The sequence below is a fragment of the Kineosporia sp. NBRC 101731 genome (assembly GCF_030269305.1).
Taxonomy (GTDB): Bacteria; Actinomycetota; Actinomycetes; order Actinomycetales; family Kineosporiaceae; genus Kineosporia.
Genome location: NZ_BSTC01000001.1, coordinates 1,442,141 through 1,468,006 on the forward strand (window position 1 = coordinate 1,442,141; position 25,866 = coordinate 1,468,006).

The 25,866-nt window shown below is 69.2% G+C and carries 21 protein-coding genes; 9 read left to right on the forward strand and 12 right to left on the reverse strand.

Features of this window, described 5'->3' with window-relative positions; translation table 11 throughout:
- Nucleotides 1–271: 271 nt before the first annotated feature.
- A complete protein-coding gene (gene sodN / locus QSK05_RS06410) occupies nt 272–682 on the reverse strand; it encodes a superoxide dismutase, Ni (RefSeq protein ID WP_231480773.1) in 411 nt (136 codons plus the stop codon).
- Nucleotides 683–724: 42 nt separating this feature from the next.
- Nucleotides 725–1,090 (reverse strand): S24 family peptidase, encoded by a 366-nt coding sequence (locus QSK05_RS06415; protein WP_285594868.1) that lies wholly within the window; start codon nt 1,088–1,090, stop codon nt 725–727.
- A gap of 245 nt (nt 1,091–1,335) precedes the next feature.
- Here QSK05_RS06415 and QSK05_RS06420 point away from each other — a divergent pair, with 245 nt between their 5' ends.
- The 3 genes from QSK05_RS06420 (at nt 1,336) to QSK05_RS06430 (ending at nt 4,707) form a co-directional block, all read left to right on the forward strand.
- The gene (locus QSK05_RS06420) at nt 1,336–2,532 is read left to right on the forward strand and encodes an NAD(P)-dependent malic enzyme (protein WP_352300317.1); all 1,197 of its coding nucleotides are present in this window, start codon (nt 1,336–1,338) and stop codon (nt 2,530–2,532) included.
- A gap of 203 nt (nt 2,533–2,735) precedes the next feature.
- Nucleotides 2,736–3,692, forward strand: a complete 957-nt coding sequence (locus QSK05_RS06425) for a coiled-coil domain-containing protein (protein ID WP_285594872.1) — start codon at nt 2,736–2,738, stop codon at nt 3,690–3,692.
- Between the two features lie 34 nt (nt 3,693–3,726).
- Entirely contained in the window at nt 3,727–4,707 is a 981-nt protein-coding gene (locus QSK05_RS06430; protein WP_285594875.1) for a zinc-binding dehydrogenase, read from the forward strand.
- A 68-nt stretch (nt 4,708–4,775) separates the two neighbouring features.
- Here the strand turns inward: QSK05_RS06430 and QSK05_RS06435 are convergent, their stop codons facing one another.
- The 3 genes from QSK05_RS06435 to QSK05_RS06445 all read right to left on the reverse strand — a co-directional run bounded on the left by QSK05_RS06435 (nt 4,776) and on the right by QSK05_RS06445 (nt 9,584).
- Complete coding sequence (locus tag QSK05_RS06435) at nt 4,776–5,411, reverse strand: GDSL-type esterase/lipase family protein (protein WP_285594877.1); 636 nt, start codon at nt 5,409–5,411, stop codon at nt 4,776–4,778.
- The gene (locus QSK05_RS06440; RefSeq protein WP_231480779.1) at nt 5,408–5,593 is read right to left on the reverse strand and encodes a DUF6104 family protein; all 186 of its coding nucleotides are present in this window, start codon (nt 5,591–5,593) and stop codon (nt 5,408–5,410) included. The genes QSK05_RS06435 and QSK05_RS06440 overlap by 4 nt, the downstream gene beginning before the upstream one ends.
- 118 nt (nt 5,594–5,711) lie before the next feature.
- Nucleotides 5,712–9,584: a multifunctional oxoglutarate decarboxylase/oxoglutarate dehydrogenase thiamine pyrophosphate-binding subunit/dihydrolipoyllysine-residue succinyltransferase subunit gene (locus QSK05_RS06445; protein WP_285594878.1), complete on the reverse strand. Its 3,873-nt coding sequence runs from the start codon at nt 9,582–9,584 to the stop codon at nt 5,712–5,714.
- 355 nt (nt 9,585–9,939) lie between these two features.
- Between QSK05_RS06445 and QSK05_RS06450 the strand changes: the two genes are divergently transcribed.
- From QSK05_RS06450 to QSK05_RS06460, 3 genes are all read left to right on the forward strand, one after another.
- Complete coding sequence (locus QSK05_RS06450) at nt 9,940–11,352, forward strand: hemolysin family protein (protein ID WP_285594880.1); 1,413 nt, start codon at nt 9,940–9,942, stop codon at nt 11,350–11,352.
- Nucleotides 11,349–12,407, forward strand: a complete 1,059-nt coding sequence (locus QSK05_RS06455) for a hemolysin family protein (RefSeq protein ID WP_285594883.1) — start codon at nt 11,349–11,351, stop codon at nt 12,405–12,407. Before QSK05_RS06450 ends, QSK05_RS06455 begins: the two co-directional genes overlap by 4 nt.
- A gap of 448 nt (nt 12,408–12,855) precedes the next feature.
- A complete protein-coding gene (locus tag QSK05_RS06460; RefSeq protein WP_285594884.1) occupies nt 12,856–13,719 on the forward strand; it encodes a M15 family metallopeptidase in 864 nt (287 codons plus the stop codon).
- A gap of 604 nt (nt 13,720–14,323) precedes the next feature.
- Here QSK05_RS06460 and QSK05_RS06465 read toward each other — a convergent pair.
- The 5 genes from QSK05_RS06465 to QSK05_RS06485 all read right to left on the reverse strand — a co-directional run bounded on the left by QSK05_RS06465 (nt 14,324) and on the right by QSK05_RS06485 (nt 18,935).
- A complete protein-coding gene (locus QSK05_RS06465) occupies nt 14,324–14,650 on the reverse strand; it encodes a WhiB family transcriptional regulator (protein WP_285594886.1) in 327 nt (108 codons plus the stop codon).
- 468 nt (nt 14,651–15,118) lie between these two features.
- Nucleotides 15,119–15,922 carry an alpha/beta fold hydrolase gene (locus QSK05_RS06470; RefSeq protein WP_285594887.1) on the reverse strand — a complete coding sequence of 268 codons (804 nt, stop codon included), beginning with the start codon at nt 15,920–15,922 and terminating at the stop codon, nt 15,119–15,121.
- 260 nt (nt 15,923–16,182) lie between these two features.
- The gene (locus QSK05_RS06475) at nt 16,183–17,508 is read right to left on the reverse strand and encodes an NAD(P)/FAD-dependent oxidoreductase (protein ID WP_285594888.1); all 1,326 of its coding nucleotides are present in this window, start codon (nt 17,506–17,508) and stop codon (nt 16,183–16,185) included.
- Nucleotides 17,509–17,556: 48 nt separating this feature from the next.
- A complete protein-coding gene (locus tag QSK05_RS06480; RefSeq protein ID WP_502879736.1) occupies nt 17,557–18,216 on the reverse strand; it encodes a methylated-DNA--[protein]-cysteine S-methyltransferase in 660 nt (219 codons plus the stop codon).
- A gap of 125 nt (nt 18,217–18,341) precedes the next feature.
- Nucleotides 18,342–18,935, reverse strand: coding sequence for an RNA polymerase sigma factor (locus QSK05_RS06485; protein ID WP_285594892.1), 594 nt, complete (start codon nt 18,933–18,935; stop codon nt 18,342–18,344).
- Nucleotides 18,936–19,023: 88 nt separating this feature from the next.
- Between QSK05_RS06485 and QSK05_RS06490 the strand changes: the two genes are divergently transcribed.
- From QSK05_RS06490 to QSK05_RS06500, 3 genes are all read left to right on the forward strand, one after another.
- On the forward strand, nt 19,024–19,566 hold the full coding sequence (locus QSK05_RS06490) for a GNAT family N-acetyltransferase (RefSeq protein ID WP_285594894.1): 543 nt from the start codon (nt 19,024–19,026) through the stop codon (nt 19,564–19,566).
- Between the two features lie 248 nt (nt 19,567–19,814).
- The gene (locus QSK05_RS06495) at nt 19,815–20,414 is read left to right on the forward strand and encodes a hypothetical protein (protein WP_285594896.1); all 600 of its coding nucleotides are present in this window, start codon (nt 19,815–19,817) and stop codon (nt 20,412–20,414) included.
- Nucleotides 20,415–20,531: 117 nt separating this feature from the next.
- A complete protein-coding gene (locus tag QSK05_RS06500) occupies nt 20,532–22,628 on the forward strand; it encodes an acyltransferase family protein (protein ID WP_285594898.1) in 2,097 nt (698 codons plus the stop codon).
- Nucleotides 22,629–22,630: 2 nt separating this feature from the next.
- Here the strand turns inward: QSK05_RS06500 and QSK05_RS36610 are convergent, their stop codons facing one another.
- A complete protein-coding gene (locus QSK05_RS36610) occupies nt 22,631–23,344 on the reverse strand; it encodes a cold-shock protein (protein ID WP_285594900.1) in 714 nt (237 codons plus the stop codon).
- 200 nt (nt 23,345–23,544) lie between these two features.
- The gene (locus tag QSK05_RS06510) at nt 23,545–25,644 is read right to left on the reverse strand and encodes a hypothetical protein (protein ID WP_285594901.1); all 2,100 of its coding nucleotides are present in this window, start codon (nt 25,642–25,644) and stop codon (nt 23,545–23,547) included.
- Nucleotides 25,645–25,866: the final 222 nt, after the last annotated feature.

Genomic DNA, 25,866 nt, shown 5'->3' on the forward strand with positions numbered 1-25,866 from the left:
GGGTCCGTAGGAGATGGACGGCGGGGTCCCGTTCCGCCCCCCATCTCCTACGGGCTCACCCGGTCTCGTCGTCGTGACCAGGGAGCTGGGACGTTGAGACTGCCCTCGCAACGCCCGATTGGTCCATTATCAAGTTGTTACATTTAAAGCGCGACTCGTAAACACTGTGGCGTGGGTCACTATGGCCAGAATTCATCCCACGTTTCCGAAAACGACAGCGCCCGGTGGGTCCGATCGGACCCACCGGGCGCTGTTCGTACCGGGAAAAGACTCAGGCGGCAGCCTTGGTCTCCCAGAAGATCGTGCTGATCTCGTCGATCTTGGCCAGCAGCTGGTCGGCCACGGCCTCGTCGGTGCTGCCCTTCGTGCCACCCGCACCGGCGAGCTTGGTGGCCTCGTTGAACAGGCCGTGCAGCTGCGGGTACTTCTCGAAGTGAGGGGGCTTGAAGTAGTCGGTCCACAGCACCCAGAGGTGATGCTTCACCAGGTCGCTGCGCTCCTCCTTGATCGAGATCGCGCGCTCCTTGAACACCGAGTCGTCCGAGGCGTTGAACTTCGCGATGCAGGCCTTGACCGACTGGGCCTCGATCTTGGCCTGGGCCGGGTCGTAGACGCCGCAGGGGAGGTCGCAGTGGGCGCTGACCTCGACCGCGGTGAAGGCGTTGAGGAACCGCGAGAGCATGGGTACTCCTTGTCGCGAGGCTAGAGGCTGAGGACTCGTAACCTACTCCGCACCCTGTTGATCTGCGCGTCGCGGGCCCGTGATCCTGCCCGGGTCGGGCCAGATCCGGACCAGGACCACGGCCAGCACGTCTTCCTCCGGCACCGCGCCCACCTGCCAGGAATCGACGCCCTCGGCCGGGTTGTCCCGTTCCACCCACCAGCCGCCGTCCTCGCGGAACGAGAGCCGTTTCACCGAGAGCGGCCGGTCGCCGGGCAGGCGCACCACCGCCACCCGGCCCACCTGGGGCCGACCTCCCCAGTGCACCAGGAGCCGGTCGCCGTCCCGCAGGGACGGTTCCATCGAACGGCCACGCACGATCACCTGACCGATCGGCAGCAGTGGCCGGTACACCGCAGGCGAGCTCATCCGCGTCCTCAATCCTTGATCTTTTTCTTGATCACGAAAGGTGGGGTCGGTTACACCGTACGTGCTCGTAGGAGCGCATCGCTGTGCCACCATGGGCGCCACGGGTCACCCCCGTTCACCTGGGCCGGTGGCGCCACCACGCCGCCCGCGCATCTCCCGCCCTCACCTGCGTGCGTATCGCCGCACCCGGGCGGTCTTTTCGTCGTTCCGCCAACCTGTCCCGAGGTGTTCGCGTGACCATTGACATGCCCATCGGCCCCATCGGCACTGATTCCGACCTCCCCACCGTGACCGCCCTGGCACCGGTGTTCGCCCTGCACCGGGGCGGCAAGATCGAGACGGCACTGCGGGTGCCGCTGCGGACCCGTGACGACCTGTCGCTCGCCTACACGCCGGGGGTGGCCGAGATCTGCCTGGCCATCGCCGCCGACCCGGACCTGCTCGACGTCTACACCGGCCGCGGTAATACGGTCGCCGTGGTCTCCGACGGCACGGCCGTGCTCGGTCTCGGGAACATCGGCCCCGGCGCCGCGATGCCGGTGATGGAGGGTAAGGCGATGCTGTTCAAGCACTTCGCCGGCATCAACGCCGTGCCGATCTGCCTGGACACCACCGATCCGGACGAGATCGTCGACACCGTCGCCCGGCTGGCCCCGACCTTCGGCGGTATCAATCTGGAGGACATCGCCGCGCCGCGCTGCTTCGAGATCGAGGCCCGGTTGCGTGAGCGGCTCGACCTGCCGGTGTTCCACGACGACCAGCACGGCACCGCGGTGGTCGTGCTCGCGGCCCTGACCAACGCCGCCCGGGTGACCGGGCGGGACCTGGAGGCGCTGCGGGTCGTCGTGGCCGGGGCGGGGGCCGCCGGTGTGGCCATCGCCGGCATCCTGGCGGGTGCCGGGATCGAGGACATCGTGGTGTGCGACAGCCGGGGGGTGCTGGTGCGGGGCCGGGCGCATCTGGCCGGGTACAAGGAAGGTCTCGCGGAACGCTCCAACCCGCGCCGGCTGAGCGGTGACCTGGCCGTGGCGATGGCCGGGGCCGACGTCTACATCGGGGTCAGCGGAGGCCAGGTGCCCGAGCCGGTGGTGGCCTCGATGGCCCCCGGGTCGATCGTGTTCGCACTGGCCAATCCCACCCCCGAGGTGCATCCGGACCTGGCCCACCGCTACGCCGCGGTGGTCGGTACCGGGCGCAGCGACTTCCCCAACCAGATCAACAACGTGCTCGCCTTCCCGGGCATCTTCCGCGGCGCGCTCGACGTGCGGGCCACGGCCGTCACCGAGGGCATGAAGCTGGCCGCGGCCCAGGCGATCGCCCACTGCGTGGACCACCCCACCGCGGGTGAGGTGGTGCCCAGCGTCTTCGACGAACGCGTGGCCCCGGCGGTGGCCAGGGCGGTCGGGCAGGCCGCGCGGGACGAAGGGGTGGCCCGGAGCTGACCCTGTGTGACGCAAACTCGGACCTGAACGGCATTTGTTGGGCAACCAGTTGCATAAGGTTGCCCGTGCGCGGAAGAGTTCGCATCACACTTCGGCTCCCACCCCTGTGAAGGCTCATGGACGAGAATCGACCGGTCATATCCGGGGCACCTCGGGAAGATTCCTTCGACATCGCTGTGCGAGGTTTCAATCGGCAGCAGGTCATGGAGTACATGACCCGCACGCACGAGTTACTCAGCACCCTCGAGCGGCAGCTCGCGGTGGCGCGGGCCGAGGGTCAGCGCGCCCGCGCCGGGGCCGAGGCGGCCGTGGCGGAGACCCAGAGACTGCAGGCCCAGGTCGAGGAACTCCGTAACGCGCCCAAGCCCCAGCCGGTGCACGCCGAGCTCAGCGACCGGATGTCACAGATCCTGCGGCTGGCCAACGAGGAGGCCGAGCAGGAGCGTGCGCGCGCCAGCGACGACATCATCCGGCTCCGGCAGGAGACCCAGGTCGAGGCCGAGCGCATTGTCACCCAGGCCCGGGCCGAGGCCAAGCAAGACCTGGAACAGGCCCGCGCCAGCGCTGTGCAGGAGCTGACGATCGCCCGCGAGACGGCCACCCGGGAGGTGAACGAGGCCCGGCAGGCCGCCGAGAACGAGCTGAACCGCGCCCGCACCGAGGCCGAGATCACCATCACCTCGGCCCGCACCGAGGCCGATCAGCTGCGGCTCGACTCCGTGCGTCACGCCGAGCACCTGATCGACGACGCACAGCGCCGCTCCGGTGCCGTCAACGGTCTGGCCGCCCAGCGCCTCGACGCGCTCACCGGCACGCACAGTGAGGCCCTGAACCGGCTCGCCCAGATCCGTGACGTGCTCAGCCAGCTGCTCAGCGCCGATGCCGCGGCCGGTTCCCTGTCCGCCGCCGTCGAGGCCGCCATGAACAACCGCGAGGAACAGCGGCCCGAGGGTGAGCCGGTCGAGGGCGAGATCTACGACGACGCCCTGCCGCCCGACCTGCACGAGGTCATCGACGTGCGGGACGACTACTCCTCCGCGCACGGGCACACCGGCGGCCACCCGGGCATCGACGACGACCTGAACATCGATCCCCGCGATCCGCTCGGAACCGGCCAGATCGACCTGCGCGGTGTGAGAGTGGTCACCGGGCCGGCCTAGAGGTCGCGGGGGTGGCCGGACTAGCGTCGTCCTCATGCTGGCTGCCTTCGTCACCAGAACCGATGCCGACGACCCGATCTCCGCACTGCAGGTCGGAGAGCGCCCCGCCCCGGACGTGCCCGAGGGCTGGGCCCGGGTCCGGCTGAAGGCCGCCGGCCTGAACCATCACGACCTGTGGAGCCTGCGCGGCGTCGGCCTGCCCGACGAACGTCTGCCGATGATCCTCGGCTGCGACGGTGCCGGGCTCGACGACGACGGCAACGAGGTCATCGTGCACGCTGTCATCAGCGGCGACCCGGTCGGCCTGATCCCGACGGGAGACGAGACCCTCGACCCGCGCCGCAGCCTGCTCTCCGAGGTGCACCAGGGCACACTCGCCGACGAGGTGATCGTGCCGAAGGCCAACCTGGTACCCAAGCCGGCCGGGCTGAGCTGGGAAGAAGCCGCCTGCCTGCCCACGGCCTGGCTCACCGCCTACCGCATGCTCTTCACCCAGGGGCAGGTGCGGCCGGGCCAGACGATCCTCGTGCAGGGTGCGGGCGGTGGCGTCGCGACCGCGCTGATCGCGCTGGGCCGGGCCGCGGGGGTGCGGGTCTGGGTGACCAGCCGGGACGAGGGCAAACGGACGCGGGCGGTCCAGCTGGGTGCCGACCGGGCCTTCGAGAGCGGGGCCCGGCTGCCCGAGCGGGTGGACGCGGTGATGGAGACCGTGGGCGCGGCCACCTGGAGCCACTCGGTGAAGTCGCTGAAGCCCGGCGGGGCGATCGTGATCTGCGGTGCCACCAGCGGCGCCGCCCCGAAGAACGCCGAGCTCAACCGCATCTTCTTCCTGCAACTACGGGTGCTCGGGTCGACCATGGGCACCCGCGAGGAACTCGGCCGCCTGGCGAACTTCCTGCTCACCAGCGGGGTGCGCCCGCAGATCGACACGGTGCTGCCCCTGGAACGCGCTCGCGAGGGCTTCGAGAAACTCGCGTCGGGAGACGTGGTGGGCAAGGTCGTGTTCACGCGCTGAAAGATGGAGGACGCATACCTGCTCGGCTCCCAGAGCCGAGCAGGTATGCGTCCTCCATTCATTTCTTTCTAGGGCCGTGGCACGCCGAGCCACTCGTACCAGCCGTTGTGCAGCACCAGCCAGGCGATCAGGCCGTAACCGGCCTGACGGGGGTGCTCACCGTCGCCGGCGGCCAGGTCGGTGAGCCAGTCCTCGTGCGCGTAGAGCGGGTCGAAGCAATCCACGTAGGGCACGCTGCGACGGCGGCAGACGTCGCCGAAAGTGGCTGACAGCTCTTCGATCCGGAGGTTCAGTGCGTGGTCGGCGGCCGGGGGCGGGCCGACCACGAAGGCGGGTAGCCGGCGGGCGTGCGCATCGTCGAGCATGTTGGCGAGGTTCAGCCGTGAGCGGGGGATGCTCAGGCCGGCCTCGATGTCGGCCCGGCCCAGGCCGATCACCACGCGGTGCTCGCCCTGGTGGTCGCCGAAACGGCGCCCTGCCTCCGACCACCAGCGGGTGCCCAGATCGGCCGTATTCTCCCCAGGGACGCCGAGAGTATAGACAGACAGGGCCATCTCGTCCTGAGGGGTGCGGGCCGCGACCCGGCCCACCCAGCCCAGCGCCTTGGGGTCGCCCACCCCGGAGACCAGTGCGTCACCGACGACGCAGATCCTGACCTCCGGCGCACCGGCGGGGGTGCTGGAGGCGAGGCGCAGTCGGCTCACTGGACCTCGTCGTCATCGTCGTCGAGCCGGGCCAGCCAGGTGGCCAGTCGCTCGACCGGGGTCTCGAAATCCGGGTTGAGGTCGACGAAATGCTTCAGCTGCTCGGCCAGCCAGGCGAACGACACTTCTTCGTCCCCGCGGCGCTGCTCGAGCTCCTCGATCCCTCGGTCGGTGAAGTACATGGTCGTATTCTGTCCGACTTCATCCGCAAGATCTCGTAGGTGGCTCGTTCGGTTACTGCTATTTCATGGAAACGGCTCCGCATCCGGGTGGATGCGGAGCCGTTTCGTGGTGCCCTGCCTAGCGGTTGAACGCCTGCGCGATCAGGGCCGCCTGCTCGGCCTGGTGCTTCTTGGCCGAACCGGTGGCCGGGGAGGCCGCCGCGGGACGGGAGATGCGCAGCAGCGGGCGCCCGCCCAGGTCCTGCGGGAGGCTCAGGGCGATCGACGGCCAGGGACCCTGGTTCGCCGGCTCGTCCTGCACCCAGACCAGCTGGGCGTCGCGGTACGGCTGGATGGCCGCCTTCACGCCCTCGGCGTCGAGCGGGTAGAGCTGCTCGAGCCGCACGATCGCCGTGCTGGTGTCACCGCGCTTGGTCCGCTCCGCCACCAGGTCGTGGTAGATCTTCCCGCTGCACAGCAGCACCCGGCCGACCTGCCCCAGCTTGGCGTGGTCGGGGATGACCGGGAGGAACTCACCTCCGGTGAACTCCTCGATCGGCGACACCGCCGCCTTCAGGCGCAGCATCGACTTCGGCGTGAACACCACCAGCGGCTTGCGCGGCTTGGCGTAGGCCTGGCGGCGCAGCAGGTGGAAGTAGCTGGCCGGGGTCGATGGCTGGGCGACGAACATGTTGTTCTCGGCGCACAGCTGCAGGTAGCGCTCGATGCGGGCGCTGGAGTGGTCCGGCCCCTGGCCCTCGTAGCCGTGGGGGAGCAGCAGCGTCACCGACGACCGCTGGCCCCACTTCTGCTCGGACGAGGAGATGAACTCGTCGACGATGGTCTGGGCGCCGTTGGCGAAGTCACCGAACTGCGCCTCCCAGAGCACCAGGGCGTCGGGCCGCTCGACCGAGTAGCCGTACTCGAAGCCCATGGCCGCGAACTCGGACAGCAGCGAGTCGTAGATCCAGAACTTGCCCTGGTCGTCGCTGAGGTTGAGCAGCGGCGTCCACTCCTCGGCGGTGATCTTGTCGGTCAGCACCGCGTGCCGCTGGGTGAAGGTGCCCCGGCGGGTGTCCTGCCCGGTGAACCGGACGTTGGTGCCGTCCATCAGGATCGAGCCCAGCGCCAGCATCTCGCCGAACGCCCAGTCCACGCCGCCGTCGGAGGCCATCGTGGCCCGGCGCTCGAGCAGCGTCTGCAGCTTCGGGTGTACCGAGAAGCCTTCCGGCGGCGAGACGTAGGCGTCGCCGATCCGTTTCAGCACCTCGGCGGGAACCGCGCTGGTGTGACCGTCGGAGGCGGCGTTGTCCTGCTGCTGAGCCTTCGGCAGGTCGAGACCGGCCGTGACGTCGCGGTTGACCGTGGGCGGGTGGTTGACCGTGTCGCGGGTCTCGGCGAACACGCGCTCCAGCTGCTGCTGGTAGTCGCGCAGCGCCTGCTCCGCCTCCTCCACGGTGATGTCACCACGCCCGATCAGGCCCTCGGTGTAGAGCTTGCGCACGCTCCGCTTGGCCTCGATCAGGTTGTACATCAGCGGCTGCGTCATCGAGGGGTCGTCACCCTCGTTGTGACCGCGGCGGCGGTAGCAGACCAGGTCGATGACGACGTCCTTGTCGAACGCCATCCGGAACTCGAAGGCCAGCTGGGCCACCCGGACACAGGCCTCCGGGTCGTCGCCGTTCACGTGGAAGATCGGTGCCTGGATCATCCGGGCGGCGTCGGTGCAGTACACCGACGAGCGCGAGGACGAGGGGGCGGTGGTGAAGCCGACCTGGTTGTTGATGACGACGTGCACGGTGCCGCCGGTGCGGTAGCCCCGCAGCTGTGACAGGTTCAGCGTTTCGGTCACGACGCCCTGGCCGGCGAAGGCCGCGTCGCCGTGCATCAGCACCGGCAGCACCGAGAAGATCTCGCCCTGCCGGTTCAGCCGGTCCTGCTTGGCCCGGGCCACACCCTCGAGCACCGGGTTGACCGCCTCCAGGTGGGAGGGGTTCGCGGCCAGGTAGACCTTGGTCTTCTCACCGGTCTCGGCGGTGTAGTGCCCCTCGGTGCCGAGGTGGTACTTCACGTCGCCGGAACCCTGCACGCTGCGCGGGTCCTGCTGGCCCTCGAACTCGCGGAAGATCTGGCCGTAGCTCTTGCCCGCGATGTTGGCCAGCACGTTCAGCCGGCCGCGGTGCGGCATGCCGATGCAGACCTCGTCCAGCTTCTCCCGGGCGGCGTTGGACAGCAGCTCGTCGAGCAGCGCGATGACCGACTCGCCGCCCTCGAGGCTGAACCGCTTCTGGCCGACGAACTTCGTCTGCAGGAAGGTCTCGAACGCCTCGGCCGCATTGAGCCGGCCGAGGATGCGCAGCTGCTCCTCGCGGGTCGGCTTGGCGTAGGGCCGCTCCAGCCGGGCCTGCAGCCAGCGCCGCTGCTCCGGGTCCTGGATATGCATGTACTCGATACCGACCGTGCGGCAGTAGGTGTCACGCAACACCCCGAGGATGTGCCGCAGTTTGGCCACCGGCTTGCCGCCGAAACCGCCCGTCGGCACCTCGCGTTCGAGGTCCCAGAGGGTCAGGCCGTGGGTGGTGATGTCGAGGTCGGGGTGACGGCGCTGCTTGTACTCCAGCGGGTCGGTGTCGGCCATCAGGTGGCCACGGACCCGGTAGGAGTGGATCAGCTCCTGCACCCGTGCGGTCTTGTTGATCTGGTCGTCGTGCGAGACCGAGATGTCGCGCACCCAGCGGACCGGCTCGTACGGCAGACGCAGCGAGCGGAAGACCCGATCGTAGAAACCGTCTTCGCCCAGCAGCTTGCTGTGCACGACGCGCAGGAACTCGCCGGACCCGGCGCCCTGGATGATGCGGTGGTCGTAGGTGGAGGTCAGCGTCATCATCTTGCTGACCGCCAGCCGGGCGATGGTCTCTTCCGACGCGCCCTGGTACTCGGCCGGGTAGTCCATCGCGCCGACACCGATGATGCAGCCCTGGCCCTTCATCAGCCGCGGCACGGAGTGCACGGTGCCGATGGTGCCGGGGTTGGTCAGGCTCAGCGTGGTGCCGGCGAAGTCGTCGGCACCGAGCTTGCCGTTGCGGGCCCGGCGCACCACATCCTCGTAGGCCGCCCAGAACTCGGCGAAATCCATGCCGTCGCAGTGCCGCACGTTCGGCACCAGCAGCTGACGCGTGCCGTCCGGCTTGGGCATGTCGATCGCGATACCGAGATTGATGTGGGCCGGCTGCACGATCGCCGGCTTGCCGTCCTCCTCGGCGTACGAGGTGTTCATCGACGGCATCAGTTCCAGCGCCTCGACGAGGGCGAAACCGATCAGGTGGGTGAAGGACACCTTGCCGCCGCGGGAGCGGGCCAGGTGGTTGTTGAGCACGATCCGGTTGTCGATCAGGAGCTTCGCCGGGACGGCCCGCACGCTGGTGGCGGTGGGCACCTCCAGGCTGGCTTCCATGTTCGTCACGACCCGGGCGGCCGGGCCCTTGAGCCGGGTGACCTGCGGGGCGTCCCGGTTGGTCTTCGCCGGTGCGGCGGCCGCCGGTTCCCGGGGGGTGCGGGCGGCCGGCAGGGTCGCCGGCTGCTGCGCGGGCTTCTTGGCCGGGCTGCTCGGGCTGCTCGGGGCGTTCGGGGGGGTCGTGGCACTGGCCGCGGGGGAAGGCTGCGCCGGTGTCGCCTCGTTCGGCCTGGTCTCGCTCCGGTCGGCCGGGGTGGCCGGGCCGGTAGCAGGTGGGGCCGCAGACTTCGGTGGCTGCAGCGCGGCGGTCGCGACCGGACGGCCGTCGGCCGCCCCGTTCGGGCCCGTCGCAGGAATGGTGTCCGAGGGATCCGAGGTGGTCTCGTCAGACGGCCGCGAGCTCGCCCGCAGGTGCGGGGTCTCGCTCGGCTGGTAGTCCGCGAAGAATTCCCACCAGGCGGGATCCACCGAGGACTTGTCTGACAGGTACTGCTGGTACAGCTCGTCGACCAGCCACTCGTTCGGTCCGAACTCGGTCACCACAGGCTCGGAGGACACGGCGAGAATCGCCTTCTTTCAGTGCGGGGCTGAAGGGTGTGTCAACCCTAACCCGATCGAGTGGGAGCGCGAGGGATTAGCACTTCCACTCGGCGCCGCCGCGGGGTGGGCTGCGCCACGACCTGCCGTAAGATGGAATTACCATGCCTTCACGAAGGGGCCGGCCTGTGGCCGGCTTACCCCAGTCCCGTCCGCGCCAGCGTCGCGCGGCACCCACCCGTGGCTCGCGCCGAGCGTCGTCCGGAACGGCCCGCTCGGGCCCGCTTCCGGCTGCTCGGCCGTCTGCCCCCGAGTTCGGCCCGAACGGGCACTGCCGGTTCCGGAACGTCTCGTTCCGCTGCGGCGTCACAGTCCTATGACCGAATGGATCCTCCTCGGCCTCGGCGTACTGCTCACGCTCGGCACGGCGATCTTCGTCGCGGCCGAGTTCTCCCTGGTCGCCCTCGACCGTTCCACCGTCGAGCGGGCGATCGAGTCCGGCGACAAGCGCGCCGTCGGCGTTCTGGCCGCCATCCGTACCCTTTCGACCCAATTGTCCGGGGCCCAGGTCGGCATCACGATCACCACGCTGGTGGTCGGTTACCTGGTGCGGCCGTCGCTGGCGTCGCTGCTCGAGGGCCCGGCCGAGGCGGTCGGCCTGGAGGGCGCGGCCGTCGGGTCGGTGAGTGTCGCGATCGCCCTGATCGTGGCCACCGGCTTCTCCATGGTCGTCGGTGAGCTGATCCCGAAGAACCTGGCAATCTCGGTGCCGCTGCCCACGGCCCGGGTGGTCGCGGGTCCGCAGCGGGCGTTCTCCACGGTGATGAAGCCGCTGATCACCGTGCTCAACGGTTCGGCGAACCGGCTGCTGCGCCTGGTCGGCGTGGAACCGCAGGAAGAGCTGTCCGCGGGCCGTTCGCCCGAGGAACTGGCCGCTCTGGTGCGGCACTCGGCCGCGGCCGGCACGCTCGACCAGCAGACGGCCACGCTACTCACCCGGTCGCTGGGCTTTTCCAGCCGCTCGGCGGCCGATGTGATGACCCCCCGGGTGCGCATGCTGGTGCTGCAGAAAGAAGATGCGGCCTCGGCCGTCATCACCATGGCGCGCCGCACCGGGCACTCCCGCTTCCCGGTGGTCGACGGCGATCTCGACGACGTCGTCGGTGTCGTGCACCTGAAGAGTGCGGTGGCTGTTCCGATGGAGCGCCGCGACGAGGTGCCGGTCGCCGCGATCATGTCCGAGGCGCTGCGGGTGCCGGAGACCATGCGGCTCGACCCGTTGCTCGTCGAGCTGCGGGCCCTGGGCCTGCAGCTGGCCGTGGTGGTGGACGAGTACGGCGGCACCGCGGGCGTCGTGACCCTGGAGGACGTGGTCGAGGAGCTCGTCGGCGACGTGTCCGACGAACACGACCGCAGCCGACCGGGCATCGTCCGCCGTCGCGACGGAGCCTGGCTGGTGCCGGGCCTGATGCGGCCCGACGAGGTGCGCGAACGTACCGGGGTGGGTGTGCCGGACGGGCACGCCTACGAAACTCTCGGCGGGTTCGTCATGGCCGGGCTCGGGCGGATCCCGGTGGTCGGTGACGAGGTGCTCCTGGACGACGCGCGGGTGCGGGTCGAGCGGATGGACGGGCGCCGGGTGGACCGGGTCCGGCTGGAGCCGGCCGAGGGGGCGACCCCGGTGCGTGGTCTCCAGGGGGACACCGTCGCCGGTCCGGAGTCTCCGAAGTCTCCGACGTCGGAGACCACCCGTTCGGTCCTCACTTCGTCGGGACGGGAGCTCTCATGACCAACCTGCTCATCGCCCTGCTGCTACTGGCCCTCAACGCGTTCTTCGTCGGTGCCGAGTTCGCCGTCATCTCGGCCCGGCGCAGCCAGGTCGAGCCGCTGGCCGATGCCGGCAGCCGGGCGGCGAAGACCGCGATGGTCGCCATGGAACAGGTCTCGCTGATGCTCGCCTGCTGCCAGCTGGGCATCACGATCGCCTCGCTCGGCCTCGGTCTGGTGGCTGAGCCGGCGATCGCGCACCTGATCGAGGCCCCTGCCGAGGCGGCGCACCTTCCTGAGGGCCTGATCCATCCGATGGCCTTCGCCATCGCCCTGGCCGTCGTCAGTTACCTGCACGTGGTGCTGGGCGAGATGGTGCCGAAGAACCTGGCCCTGGCCGGTCCGGACCGCGCCGTGCTGCTCCTGGCCCCGCCGCTGATGGCGGTGGCCCGGGCCACGTCGCCCGTGATCCGGCTGCTGAACTGGTTCGCCAATCACGCGGTGCGGCTGCTGCGGGTCGAGCCGAAGGACGAGGTGGCTTCCACCTTCACCGCCGACGAGGTGGCCTCCATCGTCAACGAGTCGACCCGCGAGGGGCTCCTCGACGACCACGGACTGCTCACCGGTGCCCTGGAGTTCAGCGAGCTCTCCGCCGGTGACCTGATGATCCCGGTGGGCCGGCTGGTCACCGTGCCGGTCGGCAGCACGCCGGCCGAGGTCGAGCGGCTGGTCACCCGGACCGGGTTCAGCCGTTTCCCGGTGGTGCGGTCGGTGACCGGCGAACTCGAGGTACTCGGCTACCTGCACCTGAAAGACCTGCTCTACGCCGACGACGAGCGCCACGCCCTGCCGATCCCGGAGAAGCGGGTGCGGTCGCTGGTGTCCGTCAGCAGTGAGGACGAGGTCGAGGAGGCCCTGGCGACGATGCAGCGCGCGGGCAGTCACCTCGCCCGGGTCGTCGACCACGAGGGCCGCACGCTGGGCGTGCTCTTCCTGGAAGACGTGCTCGAGGAGCTCGTCGGTGAGGTCCGCGACGCGACCCGTCGTGATCAGGGACGAGCGCCGGCCCGGGCCTGAGATCCGGTCGTGCCGTCAAGAGGCTCACTTCCCTGGCAGCCGGGGGAGTGAGCCTCTTCACAGGAGGCCGGGGTATCGACTGAATAGAACGGAGCAATAAAAGTCCGGACGCGCCGTCGTCCCGCAGGTTTCAGCCGCTTCGGTCGAAGTTTCCGACTGCGAATGGCACTTCGGCGTGTCACTGAGGTGCGCGTCACAGTGACGGTTTCACAGCGAGTTACTGCTCAGATTCGATCCGTGCTCAGTGTCACGGAAGTGATAACACTGGGTTGAGGATTTCATACCCCAAGTGCGGGATATTGGACGTCGTACGAACGGGTTAAGTCCCGCAGTGCGTCTCGACTTGATTTACCCCACCCCGTGGCCTTTATAGTTCCGTGACTCATCACCCAGAGTGCGGTTGGTAGGAACCCCCTCCACCTCCCTTCAGCCTCCAGGAGGATCACCAGTGCCGTCGCATCGCGCCGACACAGCTGCCCCTGCGTTACGTCCCAGGAACAACAAGGGATCGCGGTCCACCGGACCGCAGCGTCGTTCAGGTTCCAGCTCTGCCCGTCGACCCATCGGTAAGTCCCGCTCATCGCTGAGTGCCCCCCAGGTCGGCATCGCCGGCGCGCTGGGCATCGCCACGATCGCCGCGCCCATCAGTGGTGCGATGGCCGACCCGATGCCGCAGGCGAAGGTCAACCAGATCAGCAGCACGGTCGCCAGTGTCAGCACGGTGGCCTTCCCGACCCGGGCCGATGCCGCGGGTGTGGGGGTCGCGACCCTCAAGGTCGTCATGACCGACTCGGTCTCGGCCGAGACGCCCGACCTGCTCGCCGCACCCAAGACGATCATCGTCGACCGGGCCTCACGCTCGGGCGAGCGCTCCGTGCTGCCCGGGTGCAGCGGTGTGCCGACCACGAGCACCGCGAGCAACGGTCAGCTCCCCGACAGCTCGCTCTGCACGCTGTGGGACACGAACCACCGTTTGCGCGCCGATGCCGCAGTCGCCCTGGCGAAGCTCAACATCGCGTACAAGCAGCAGTTCGGCGACGACATGTGTCTGACCGACTCGTACCGCTCGCTCAGCCAGCAGTACTCGGTGAAGGCCCGCAAACCCACACTCGCGGCAGTTCCCGGTACCAGCGAGCACGGCTGGGGCCTGGCTGTCGACATGTGTGACGGCGTCGAGACCGGTAGCGGTGCGCGCTTCCAGTGGCTCGTCGACAATGCGGCGTCGTACGGCTGGGACAACCCCGACTGGGCGAAGTCCGGTGGCGGCGGCCCTTACGAGCCGTGGCACTGGGAGTACACCGCCGGAGAATGACCCGGCGCTGCGCTCGTCTCGATCCTCTGTGGTGTGAATTTCTCTGAGGTGAACCCGCAGCCAGTGTTTCGGCGACTCCAGCAGCGGCCCGGCTCGCGCGTTCCGTCAGTTCTCCCCTGACCATGGGGGAGAGGTCCATGGACAGGCTGTTGGTTCGCTGCGGATGACCGTCCCCGGGGCGGCCGCATCACTGGCCGCGGGTGGTTCCTGTTCAAGGTGTGAGGAGAGGTGGCCCGCTTCAGGGGCGGGCGCACCTCTTCTGGTGGCTCCACCGGTCCGGCGACCTAGATCGCGGGCCCAGGAGCTCGTCCCATATTTTCTTAACTATCTGGTCGGTGCCGCACGACTCCCGTGCTGGCCCCTGGTCGGGAGAACACCGGCTCGGGTCGAGTGGCCCTCATCGTGTTCCCTCAGGCATTTCGTGCCGCTCTGGTTTTTGCCCGTGGAGTGCGCCGCCTTCAGGACGCCTGCCGTGGGGGTGTTGCTGCCCTGCGATGGTGCTGGCCGTTCACGTGACCCTGGTGCGGCCCCGAACGGGCTCGACTCGGCTGTCAGGTTCTGGCACTTCTGGGTACTGGTTACTGCTCAGCGGGACGTGCTGGTGTCAGCTGGCTGCGCGCAGCTGAGCTTCCTTGCGGGCTTCACGACGCTCTTTGCGCTCGGCCGTGTAGATGCTCTCGCGGTCTTCCTCGGTGAGGCCGCCCCACACGCCATACGGTTCGCGCACCGACAGGCCGTGCTCACGGCACTGCTGCATGACCGGGCAGCCGGCGCACACGGCGACCGCTGCTGCGTCACGTTTGTGACGGGCCGGGCCACGCTCACCCTCGGGGTGGAAGAAGAGCTGGGGGTCGGCCTCGCGGCACGAACCCTGGTACTGCCACTCCCACACGTCGGCGACGGGGACGGGGAGACGAGAAAGCTCAGCCATGGGAAACCTCCGCTGTACTGCAGTGACCAGCCCCTCGGCCGATCGAGTGGTTAGACCTTACTAACCGAGTCAGCAATTGTTCAAGCCCTTCGCTCCGAAACTTGTTCAGAGGTGCTTCAGGGGTGAGTGACCCGAGGTGAAACGGTTTGCCTCGGATGGCGGCCACGAGGTGGTTCGCGGCCTTGGCGGGAGTCTCTCGATGGGGCTCTGACCTGCACTCATGTCGTCCCTGGCGGCAGGGCGATCACCGTCCGACGGCTGCTGTTCACCGGTCTGAACGGGTTGTTCATCGGGACGTTGTGGGTGCATCGCTTCGCGCAGATCGCTGCACGAAACGGTCAACGGCGAAGCGATTCACCGGCTTGTCACGCTCGTGCAACGATTCACAAGCCTCTTCGGACGCTTGCTGAAACGATTCGCGTGAAGCGGTTCGGGGGTTGCGGAGCGGTTCGGGGGCACCGGAGCGATTCAGGCCGGCGCGAGGAAGTCCGTCACCGTCCCCAGCGTGCGCGGTTCCCTCAGGATCGTGCCGTGTGTGGCGCCGTCCACCACGAGAAGTCGTGCACCTGGCAGCACTTCGTGCACATGGCGCGCAGCCGTTACGCGTTCGAGGTCCAGGGAACCGACGATCATCTGCGTCGGTACGGCGAAGCGTTGCAGCGTCTCGTCGTTCACACCCGGATCTTCTTCCGCACGGGACATGTAGGCAGCGAGTGCCACGGGATCGTTCGCGGAGAAGGCGTGGCGGGTGGCGGCGTCGAGCGGTGCACCGGTGTGGGACTGCCAGCCCCGGAGGAAACCGTCCATCCCCTCTTTCTCCAGGGCCGCGATGCAGCCGGGGAAGAAGACCTGGTCGAACGTGCCCCGGGCCGTGCTCGCGGCGCCGGCGATGCTGACGAATCGATGCAGCCGGGCCGGGTGGGTGGCGGCCAGGGAGAACCCGACGCGCCCCCCGAGGGAGTAACCGACGTAGTCCGCCGTTGCGGTCCCGGTCTGGTCCAGCACCGCGACCAGGTCCGTGACGAACGAATCCATGCCGTAGGCCGTCGCCTGGTGCGGGCCCTCGCTCCGCCCGTGGCCCCGGAGGTCCACCGTGATCACCCGATGCGTGCGGGTGAGGGCGCGGACGTAGCCGAAGCCCCGCCAGATGGCCTGGGACAACGCGGTGCCGTGGGACATCAGCACGGTCGGAGCAGTCTCGTCACCTGAGTCGCACGGAAAGGTGCGGTAGACGATGCGCGTGCCGTCGACGGGGCTGACTACGGATTCCACGGGTACGACGGTACTGGGCCGCGCCAGCATCCCTCGGCGCTCACCATCCGTTCGTGATCATGCAAAACCTCCTCGGTTGCCACCGGGAGGAGACAGCCGGGGAGGGCGGCAGGAAGCCGCTGACGCAGTTCATCGGGTGCGGCGCCTCATCAGGAGCGGCGCCGGATGTCACCCGCACTCCACCTCAGCCGGGACCCACCGCATCGCCATAGCGCCTCGCAGTCGGGCGGGATGCCCGGCTGCTGAATCGTCGAAAGTGCTCAGCGGCGTGGAATTTCGGGGGAGGCGGAATCGAGGGGCACGGCGTGGGCCCGGACCAGGCCCAGTTCGGCGGATTCCCGGGGAAGCACGGAATTGAGGGCCCACTCGGTGGCGGTGCGGACGCGGTTACCCGGCATCGAGAGCAGGTGGTAGCCACGGGTCACGGCCTTGGCGGGGAGGCCGGACAGGGGGATCCGCAACGGGTTCGCAGCTGCCTGCGTGCCGCCGAGGTCAACGACGAAGCCCAGGTCGTGGTGCTTGTAGGCCTTGCGCTCGCCGTGCCCGAAGGAGGCCGCGACGTTGGCCGCGGCGCGTTTGCCCTGACGGGTGGCGTGCTGGGCAGTCATGGCCGTGGCCTCGCCGGGCCGGGTCAGGTCGGGGACGGCGGCAATGTCGCCGCACGCAAAGATCTCGGGATGCCCCGGAACGTTGAGGTATTCGTCAACCACGAGGCGTCCTTTATCGGCCGGCAGACCGAGGTCGGATACCAGTGGGTCGGGCTGCACACCGACGCACCAGATCAGACTGCGGGTGCGCACGAAGTCTCCGTTGGTGAGCAGAACCCCCTCGGGTGTGGCCTCTTTCACCGACTCGCCCATCATCACCTCGACACCGCGGCGGCGCAGCACCCGGTCTGAAGACTTCGACAGTCGCTGATCGAGCGAGGGGAGTACCCGCTCCGCGGTGTCGAGCAGCAGCCATCGCACCTTCTGACCCGCCAGCCGGGGCCGGTCGGCCAGTAGGACATCCGTGATCAGAGGGCCCTGCGCCGCTACCTCTGTGCCCGTGTACCCGGCACCGGCCACGACGAAGGTGCATCGCTGGTCACGCTCCGCCTGATCGTCGGTGGTGTCGGCGAGCGCGATCTGCCGGACGATGTGGTCGCGCAGGTAGACCGCCTCGGGGATGCCCCGGAAACCGTGGGCGTATTCGTCCACACCCGGCACGGGCAGCAACTTGTTCACGCTGCCCGCGGCGATCACGAGCCGGTCGTAGCCCAGCGTGCCCTTCTGATCCTCGGCATCGACATAGGTCACCGCCCGGGCCTTGAGGTCGATGCCCTCCACCGATCCGAGCACGAGCCGCACCTTCGGCAGCGTCTGTGACAGGGACACCGTAATCCGGCGGGGATCCAGCACCCCGGCCGCCACCTCGGGCAAGAGCGGCAGGTAGAGGAAGTAGTTGGTCGGGTTGATCAGGACGATCTCGACGGCCTCACCTGCGGTTCGGCTCAGCCCACGGGCAGCCTCGAACCCGGCGAAGCCCGCCCCCACAACAACGATTCTCGCGCGCCGACGATGGGCGAAGGCAGCATCCGTCATCATGATGCGACCCTAGATCGGACCCCGGCCGCCTGCCTCTTCTCCTGTCACCTAGGGCGTTGTGCCAGACGATTCCAGCTGCAGCAGCGTCTGCTTGGCAGCCGGCCCGCCGACGTACTGACCCATCGTGCCGTCGCTGCGCACCACCCGGTGGCACGGGACCACGACCGGCAGGGGATTCCGGGCGCAGGCCGTGCCCACGGCTCGCACGGCCTTGGGGCTGCCCGCGGCCACCGCGACCGCGGCGTAACTGGCTGTGCTGCCGTACGCGAGAGTCTGCAGGTGGGTGAGCACGCTGTGCCGAAAGCTGCCGGAGGCCAAGCGAAGATCGAGCATGAGGTCGAAGTGCTGCCGCCCCCCGTGCAGGTACTCGTCGATCTGGTGAGCGGCCAGGTCGAGCTGCGCCGGAGCATGAAGAACCCGCGGCCCGACACGATCGGCCAGGTCGGTCAGCACCTTCTCATGACCCTCCACCGCGAATGCCACCCGGACCAGCCCTTGCGGCGTCGCCGCCAGCAGCAACGGGCCCAGCTCCGTATCGATCGTGCGGTAGGCGACATCGAGCAGGTCGTGCTCACCGGCCGCACGGGCGAGCCGCGCTCGCAACACGGCCTGCTGATCCGCAGGAGCGGCGCCGGGCCCGAAGCCCTTCCCATGCTCGGTGAGTCCACGGTCGAGCAGGTCGGTCAGTGCATGCTCGACGGCACTCATCTCCACCGCGTCGAGCTCGGATGTCTTTTCAGGGAACGTCTCGTCGGTGGTGGGCAGCATGGCGGCCTCCTTGCGGGTCGAAAGCTCGGCGCGATGGTGAAAAACGTTCAGGACGTGGTGGTTGGTCACGACGGCTCCGATGTCACGGCAGGCGGCTGGGGCTGAAAGATGTTTCGCAGCGTGGCGATACCGTCAGCAGCGGCCCGGCGGGCGGCGGCCACCGAACAATCGAGGATGGCGGCGACCTCGGCATAGGGAAGCCCTGCCACATGGTGATATGCGACGGCCTGGCGTTGTCGTAGGGGCAGGGCCAGCACGGCCGGCCACGGATCGAGCATGTGATCGGCGTTCGGTACGGCGCCGACCACCTCAACCCCGTTCAGCTCGGTCCCGCGTCCCTGAGCGATGGTGTGGCCCAGCACGATCTCGTCGATGTCGGGTGGATCGTCGGGAGGATCAGTCCCGGCCGGGAGCTCGGGCACCGGCATGGGGTGGCGCGAGGCCAACCGGATCTGATCGATGGCCTTGCGATGGGCGATGGTGACCAGCCAGGCCTCGACGTCGCTGTCGGGAGCCAGCCGGGGATAGGCCCTCAGCGCGGCGAGAAAGGTCTCTGACCAGGCATCGTCGGCAGCGATCGGGCCGACGACCGCACGACAGACCCGCAGGACGGTGGGCCCGTGGCGCTCGACCACGCGCTCGAAAGGTTCTCGCTTCACAATAGGTAAACGCACCCCAAGACCCGAACGTGAGGTCTCGTCCCCGACAATTTCCTGGCACTCACCCCCGGAACCGTCATGAGGATAGATGCCCCAGGAACCCGTCGTCGTGCGTCCGCGTGCCGAAACCGATGTGAGGGCCACGGCCGTACAGCTCCGCCGGGTGCACGAGCGGGACGGCTATCCCTTGCTCTGGCCGGACGACCCCCAGAAATGGCTGAGCCCGCCGGGAACCGTCACGGCCTGGGTGGCGGTGGAAACAGACGGCCTCGTCCTGGGGCACCTCTGTGTCGTGACGGGTGTCGACGATCCCGCGGTGACGGACCTGGCACGGTCCACCGGCCGGACCGAGTCGGAACTCGCGGGCGTCTCCCGACTGTTCGTCGCCCCGGCCGCCCGGGGAAGGGGACTGCGCCTGGGCGAACGGTTGCTGGAGGAGGCTCGCGCGTGGGCCCGTGACCACGACCGGCTGCTGATGCTCGACGTGGTGGAGGACGGCGGGTCGGCCGTGGCCCTGTACGAGCGCCTCGGCTGGCAGCAGGCAGACCGGAGGGTCGCGGACTGGGCCACCCCGGACGGTCGGTACCTGCCGATGCGGATCTACCTCGCCCCGCCATACCCCCGGACCTGACCGGCCTGACCGGCCTGACCGGCGAGGAGCGCCGCGGTTGTCGTGCACCCCGGTCCACGCACCCCGCACGCACCCCGCACAAATCCCGGAACCAGGGCCGGCTCCCGGGAAACCCCTGGCCGGGAGCCCGGCCTCCCGACATCGCCAGGGCGGTGCGGGACGGGACACGCCCTCGAACCGCCCCGGCACCCGAGGACACGACGGCCAGGACATGTGCACCAAGTGTCCCGACATGATTCGATGCCGAAGTGAACTCCATCAGTCGGGGCTGGCTGTTCATCATCCTGTTCGCCGGCGCCGCCCTGCTGTTCCTCGTGGCGCGTGGATACGGCGGCAGCGGCGACATCAGGGGTTCGGTCGAGAGCGAGACGACCAACCCCGGGATCCCCTATGCCGGAACGGCCACCGCGCCGGGCGGATCGACGGAGGAACCCGACGAACGACCGGCCGATCCCGGGCCCACCCGGAACAGCCGTCAGCCGGTCGGCAGCATCTACTCGACCGGTGAGCAGATCCTGCCGCTCGCGGGCGACACGAAAGACCTGGACACCTACGTCGGCGACCGCGCCACCGCCCGCGCGGTGCCGGTGCAGTCGGTGGACGCGGACGAGGGGTTCTGGGTCGGTACCGAGGGCGACCGCGTCTGGGTGCAACTGGTCGGTCCTCCACCGGAGTCCCCGTACCAGGTGCGGGCCGGCGACTCCGTCAGCTTCACCGGCACGGTGGTGGAGCACGACGCCGGCTTCGCGGCGACCGTGGGCGTGAACCGGGCCGACGGGTCGCGCTCGCTGACGTCGCAGGGAGCTCACATCGAGGTCCGGAAGAGCACTCTCACCCTCGCGCCCTGACCACCCGTTCGGGGCAGCGCGAACTTGAAGCGTTGACTACCTGGATCACCCGAACGGATCAGGGATGCTCTGCGCGTGAGGGCTCAGGCCGGGGCCCGACGTGTCGATAACCGGTGCGTGCCTCTCGCATCGACGGTTCTCGGAACCACGCTCTCGCCCGAGAAGATCGATCCCCGGCCCCGCGCGGCCCGGCCCGAGTTCCGGCCGGACATCGAGGGGCTGCGGGCGATCGCGATCATCCTGGTGGTGCTCTACCACTGCGGCGTCAGCTCGTTCAGTGGCGGCTACGTGGGCGTCGACGTCTTCTTCGTCATCTCCGGATTCCTCATCACCGGCCACCTGGCCCGCGAGGTGGAGGCCACGGGACGTCTGCACATCGGCCGCTTCTACGCCCGCCGTGCGATGCGGCTGCTGCCCGCGGCCACGCTGACGACCGTTGCCACGCTGCTCGCAGCCTGGTGGTGGCTGCCCTCGGTGCGGCTGAAAGACATCGCCACCGACGGCCTGGCGGCCACCGGCTACGTGCTGAACTACCGCCTGGCCGCGACCGGCACGCAGTACCGCGGCGAGGGCGATCTCCCCTCCCCGCTGCAGCACTTCTGGTCGCTCGGCGTGGAGGAGCAGTTCTACCTGGTCATCCCGCTGCTGCTGTTGATCACGGCAGTGCTGGTGAAACGCCGGTGGGCCTTCGTCGCGGTGATCACGCTGATCACCGCAGCCTCGTTCGCCTGGTCGGTGATCTCCACCGGCCAGCTCGCCAACTGGGCCTACTTCGGTGCGCCGACCCGGGCCTGGGAACTCGGGGCCGGTGCCCTGCTCGCGCTCGCCCTGCCGCACACGCCCCGGCTGCCCGATCCGCTGGCCACGATGCTGCGGCTGGTCGGCCTGATCATGATCGTGGCCGCCGCCGTGAACTTCGACGACCGCACCCCGTTCCCGGGCTATCACGCCGGGCTGCCGGTGATGGGCGCGTTCCTGGTGATCGCCGCGGGCCGGGCCGCGAGCGGACGCCTGCTCAGCCACGGTGCGATGCGGGCCGTCGGGGCCCGCTCCTACTCCTGGTATCTCTGGCACTGGCCGGTGCTGCTCATCGGCCCGTACGCACTGGACGAGGACTTCGGCACCGGAAAGAAGCTCGTCGCCGCCGGCTGCGCCTACCTGATGGCCGTGATCAGCTTCGCGATGGTGGAGCGGCCCATGCACGAGGTCGGTCGCGAACGCTCCGGCTGGGGCCGCAATGCCATCACCGGGCTGTGTCTGATGGCCGTCGCCGCGGTGCTGGCCCTCCTGCTCCCGGTGCTTCCCGACCGCACCCCGCACGGCACGGTGAACGCCGGCCGGGTGGAGCTGACCGGCAGTACGACGGCCCGGGAGAGACAGCTGGAACGCCGGCTCACCGCGGCCGTGAAGAACGATGCGCTCCCGAAGAACCTCACGCCGAGCCTGGAGGGTGCGGCGCGCGACCTGCCGCCGGTCTATTTCGACGGCTGCCACCGCGAGCTCGAGGGGGTGACCGCCCCTCGCTCGTGCGAGAACTTCGGCGACGCCTCCTCGAAGAGAGAGGTGGTGCTGTTCGGTGACTCGCACGCCGCGCAGTGGTGGCCGGCGATGAATCAGATCTCGAAGCAGAAGAAGTGGCGCCTGGCGAGCTTCACCAAGAGTGCCTGCACCGCGGCCGACGTCACGATCTACCTGGAGCTGGTGAAGCGCAACTACACCGAGTGCATCCAGTGGCGGAAGAACACCATCGCCCGGATCAACCAGATGAAGCCGGCCCTGGTGGTGATGTCGGCGAACGCGGACGGCGGCGAGGCCCTGAACGGTGACGGATCACAGGACGAGCGCTGGGTGGACGGCTGGCGCCGCAACGCCGAGGCGATCCAGGCCTCGGGCGCCAAGGTGGTCTACCTGGACGACAGCGCCTGGCCGAAGGTGAACGTGCCGGAGTGCCTCTCGACCAAGCCCACCCAGATATCGGAGTGCGCCGCCAGCGAACGCCAGGCCACCACGGCCCCCGACCGGCGCAAGCTGCTCAGGGAGATGTTCGAGGACATCGGTGGCACGGTCGTCGATCCGATGCCCTGGTTCTGTGCCCGGAAGGGCTGCCCCACCGTCGTCGGCGACATGCTCGTCTACCAGGACGACAGCCACGTCACCCAGGTCTACGCCAAGTTCCTGGCGCCCATCCTCGGTGAGAAGCTCCGGCTGAAATAGCTCTACTCGCCCACCCAGCCGTGTCGCCGGGCCATCGTGACCACCGCGCGGCGCAGCTGGATGATCTGCTCACCGGTCAGGCTGGGCACCGACTCCAGACACAGCTCCACCACCTCGACGCCGAGCGCATCGGGCGTGAGCGGTAGATGGGCGGGGGAGGCACCGTTGACCGGAGCGGTGCCGTTCATCGCGCTCAGCACCGGGGCCGGGCTCGCGCCGTTCGCCGTGCGCTGCGGGGCGATGGTCGCCGGGGCGTGGGACGCGGCGGCCACGGTGGCCGGGGTCACCACCGGTGGGGTGGCAGTGACCACCGAGCCGTTGGCCCCGCTGGTGTGCGGCTGAGCACCGGGAGCACCGGGAACAGGGGACGCGGGATGCGGTTGCGGGGGAGCCGGCGCGGGTGGCGACGGGGCCGGGGCGACCGGGCTGACCGGGCCGTGCGTGGCCGCGGCCTGCATCGCGGGCGAGGGCATGGGAGCCGGTTTCGCGACCGGTGCGGGAACTCCCGAACGACCCTTGACCACCCGCACCGCCGTCGCCTTGAGGCCGCGCTCACCCTCGATCACGTCGAACTCCACCGGAACGCCCGGCTGGTACTGGTGCTTTTCCGCAAGCAACGCATTCGCGTGAAGAAAGACGTCTTCCCCACCCGAGTCCGGCGCAATGAAGCCGTACCCACGAATTTCGTCGAACCGCAGGATCTTTCCTGTCGCCACAGCAGTCGCATCCTTCTCGTCGTCAGGTGCGCGAGGTGGCCGATAATAGCGGATCCGTCCTCGCTGAATCCTTCTGGCGGACACTCTTCCAGATAACAGAATGCCTGATCAGGGGGGCTGCGAGAACTTTCCGCCGGGGGTCGGAAATAACTCGCGAGTATCTTCGGGGTATAACGATGTCAGTGGACTTTCGGTTCCGTTCAGGCAAGTGGTAAATCCGCCGAACGGCCAGATGCCAATGCCCGGAAGCGGGAGATCAGATCAGCCTGGCGGGACGGAAGAAACTCCTGGGCCAGAGCCGTCGCGTCGTCGTAGGCGGAGATCAGGAGTTTCCGGGCGATGGGTTGTCCGGTGCTCTCGATCAACGTGAGTGTTGCCAGAGTGAGGGCGAATCGCAGCCGAGGTGGAAGTGCAGCCGTGTGCAGTTCGCCGTCCCGCGGAATGTTGGGCACGCACTCGCCGAGATTGCTCATGGCGGCCGAGGCCAGGGCGTGCCGGGCTTCCGGATCGTTCTCCCCGGCGCAGGCCAGCAGGGAGTTCTCGGCGGTGGCGATGCGTGGATCGGGCTCGGGTTCCGGGTCGCGGGAGTGGATCACCTCCAGCCGGTCGAGTCCCTCGTGACCGCTGCGGATACTGCGGACGATCGGCGCACCGGACGCGCCCGGCGCACCTGGTGCGGGGAGCGGCTGCCGGGTCGGCTGCGACGTCCGGGTGGTCCGGGGGCCGCGGTTGACGGGAGAGGCGTGGGAAGTCGGCGGAGCCGGGGCCGCAGAGTGGGAGGGGCGAGGTGCCGACCCGGGCTGAGGCGAGCGGGCGCGAGGCGTGCGCGTCCGGCGGAGCGCCGGGTCCGGCGGCGGATCGTTGCGTGGGGTGCGGGTCACCGGGGTGGGTGGAAGTGAGACCTGGGGGAATGAGGCCGCATGGAACGGGGCCTGCGGGGGCGGAGCGGAAAGGAAGGACGAGGGTGGGGCCGCCGGAGAGTCCCCGGAGAGGTCCTGCGGGGACGGCTCCGCGAGGGACAGGTCTTGCGGATGCGCACCCGAGGGGAGCGGCCTCTGAGGGGCAGAGCGGGATCGGCGCATCCGCGGGAACGCGGGCGACGGGGATTCCTGCGGGTACGGGGTCGAGCCGGCCGAGCGGGCCGGTGGGGTGGAGGCCACGTGCGATCGGGATGAACGGGACCCGGCTGATCCGGCTGATCCGGCTGATCCGGCTGATCCGGCTGAGCGGGCCGATCGGGTCGACCGGCCCGATCGGGTCGGCTCCGCCGGAGCCGGGGGGAACGGAGCGGGGGCCTCGGGGCCCGACGGGGACATCGGCGAAGCGAGCGCATCGCTCGCCAAGGCGGGGGATGCGGTGCCCGGGGAGGGCTGGCCGGCGCCCGGTGCCCAGGAGGTGTCGTCGCGCGGGTCGTCCGAGGACGCCGGTGCCGGCGGCTGCCAGGGAGCCGGGCCGGCGGGGTCGGCCGATCTCCGGGGCTGCCGGGTGCGCGAGGAAGCGCCCGTGGTTCGGGCTTTGCCGGATGCGCGGGCCCGGCCGGGCTTCCCGACGATCGCGGAGTCGTCCGCGATGGCGAGGTTCTCTCCGGACGAGGGGTTGGCGCCGGTCGGCAGATCCTTTTCGGGCAAGGAGTTTCCGTGCTGCACCGAGTTTCCGGGCGGTGTCGGGTTCTTGCCGTGGGCCGATGCCCGGCCGGGCGCCTGACCACGGCCGCGGGTCGGGGAGTCGCCGGTCGGCCCACCGGCGGGCGGAGCGCTCGCACCAGCCGACGTGTAGCCGCCGCTCGTGTAACCACCACTGGTGAAACCGCTTGTTGTAGAACGGTTACGGGGCTGGTCGCCGCGTTCGGGGCGACGGGCCCGGGGCGTGGAGCGCGGGGGCCGCGGGCGTGAACGCGTCGGTCGCGTGGGCAGTGGTTCGGAGGGCAGTGGTTCGGAGGGCAATGATGCTTGAGGACGAGGTTCCTCGAGTGGCGCGGTCACCGTCGGCTGAGGGGGGCGGTGGCTCTCCGGGTGGTCGCCGAAGTCATCGAGGGCGGGGTCGGTGAGGTCCAGCGACGGCGGGGGGACCGGCGAGGAGACGGAGGTGATGCGGTGAGCCAGGGCGTCGGGATGCAGCACCCGGTAGCGCGGCGAGGCGGGGTGGGCCTGGTGGCGGGGGATCCGCTTGGTGAAGAGATCACCGTGCTCGTCCAGCACGAGCATCACCCGGGCCTCGTCGGTCTGGCAGTACGCGGCCACGGTCGCGGCGTCGAACTCCTGCAGTCCTGCCGCGGTCGACAGCACGTCCACGTCGATCACGGCGGTGGCCCCCTCAGGCGTTCAGCTACTCCTAGCGATCATGAGAGGCCATTCTCTCGACACACAGTGACCGTGGTCCGAGCGACACGCCCTGAACTTCTGTTACTGGAGAGATTCGGCTGAACAGTTGGGGTGCGCGGGCTGGAAGGTGAGCCGACCGCGATCGGTGCGCATCCGCGTCCTCAAGCAATAAAAAAGTTCGTGATCATGCAGAGCGTCCCC

Coding starts and splice junctions, on each gene's coding strand:
- sodN (WP_231480773.1), bottom strand. CDS start 682: ATGCTCTCGCGGTTCCTCAACGCCTTCACCGCGGTCGAGGTCAGCGCC.
- QSK05_RS06415 (WP_285594868.1), bottom strand. CDS start 1,090: ATGAGCTCGCCTGCGGTGTACCGGCCACTGCTGCCGATCGGTCAGGTG.
- QSK05_RS06420 (WP_352300317.1), top strand. CDS start 1,336: ATGCCCATCGGCCCCATCGGCACTGATTCCGACCTCCCCACCGTGACC.
- QSK05_RS06425 (WP_285594872.1), top strand. CDS start 2,736: ATGGAGTACATGACCCGCACGCACGAGTTACTCAGCACCCTCGAGCGG.
- QSK05_RS06430 (WP_285594875.1), top strand. CDS start 3,727: ATGCTGGCTGCCTTCGTCACCAGAACCGATGCCGACGACCCGATCTCC.
- QSK05_RS06440 (WP_231480779.1), bottom strand. CDS start 5,593: ATGTACTTCACCGACCGAGGGATCGAGGAGCTCGAGCAGCGCCGCGGG.
- QSK05_RS06450 (WP_285594880.1), top strand. CDS start 9,940: ATGACCGAATGGATCCTCCTCGGCCTCGGCGTACTGCTCACGCTCGGC.
- QSK05_RS06455 (WP_285594883.1), top strand. CDS start 11,349: ATGACCAACCTGCTCATCGCCCTGCTGCTACTGGCCCTCAACGCGTTC.
- QSK05_RS06465 (WP_285594886.1), bottom strand. CDS start 14,650: ATGGCTGAGCTTTCTCGTCTCCCCGTCCCCGTCGCCGACGTGTGGGAG.
- QSK05_RS06475 (WP_285594888.1), bottom strand. CDS start 17,508: ATGATGACGGATGCTGCCTTCGCCCATCGTCGGCGCGCGAGAATCGTT.
- QSK05_RS06480 (WP_502879736.1), bottom strand. CDS start 18,216: ATGAGTGCCGTCGAGCATGCACTGACCGACCTGCTCGACCGTGGACTC.
- QSK05_RS06490 (WP_285594894.1), top strand. CDS start 19,024: ATGCCCCAGGAACCCGTCGTCGTGCGTCCGCGTGCCGAAACCGATGTG.